General features: G+C 68.5%; 1 protein-coding gene. It reads right to left on the bottom strand.

The features are described from left to right. Positions 1-6: 6 nt before the first annotated feature. On the bottom strand, positions 7-391 hold a 385-nt coding region (locus tag I6F37_RS44030), incomplete at its 5' end, for an SCO family protein (RefSeq protein ID WP_225154989.1).

Here is a 391-nt window from a genome sequence, read left to right as displayed (position 1 = left end):
GGGTTGCTACTTGTAGGTGCCGGTGGCGAGGAGGGGAAGGTCGCGGGCGAGGTCGGCGGGTCGGACGTCGAACCCGTAGAGGCGGTGGGCCAGGTTGTCGGGCGAGAACGCTGCGGCGCGGCCGTAGTGGCCGACCTCGTAGTCGCCGTTGTCGTCGGGGCTGGCGATCGTGATGGGCGGAAAGTAGAGCTGCCGGTTGGCCGACGCGATCGCGGCTTCCGTTCCGGTCAGACCGATGAACGAGGAGTCGATTCGGCCGAGGTACTCATCGAGGACCTCGGGAGTGTCACGGGCGACGTCCACGCCGACGAAGAGCACCTGCGGATCGCTCCCGGGCCCCGATCCGATCTGCTCCTTCGCCCTGGCGACGGAGCTCAGCCAGATGGGGCAC

Origin of the sequence: Bradyrhizobium sp. NBAIM08 (genome assembly GCF_020193935.1) — a bacterium.
Classification (GTDB): Bacteria; Pseudomonadota; Alphaproteobacteria; order Rhizobiales; family Xanthobacteraceae; genus Bradyrhizobium; species Bradyrhizobium yuanmingense.
This window is presented reverse-complemented; position numbering and strand designations above follow the sequence as displayed.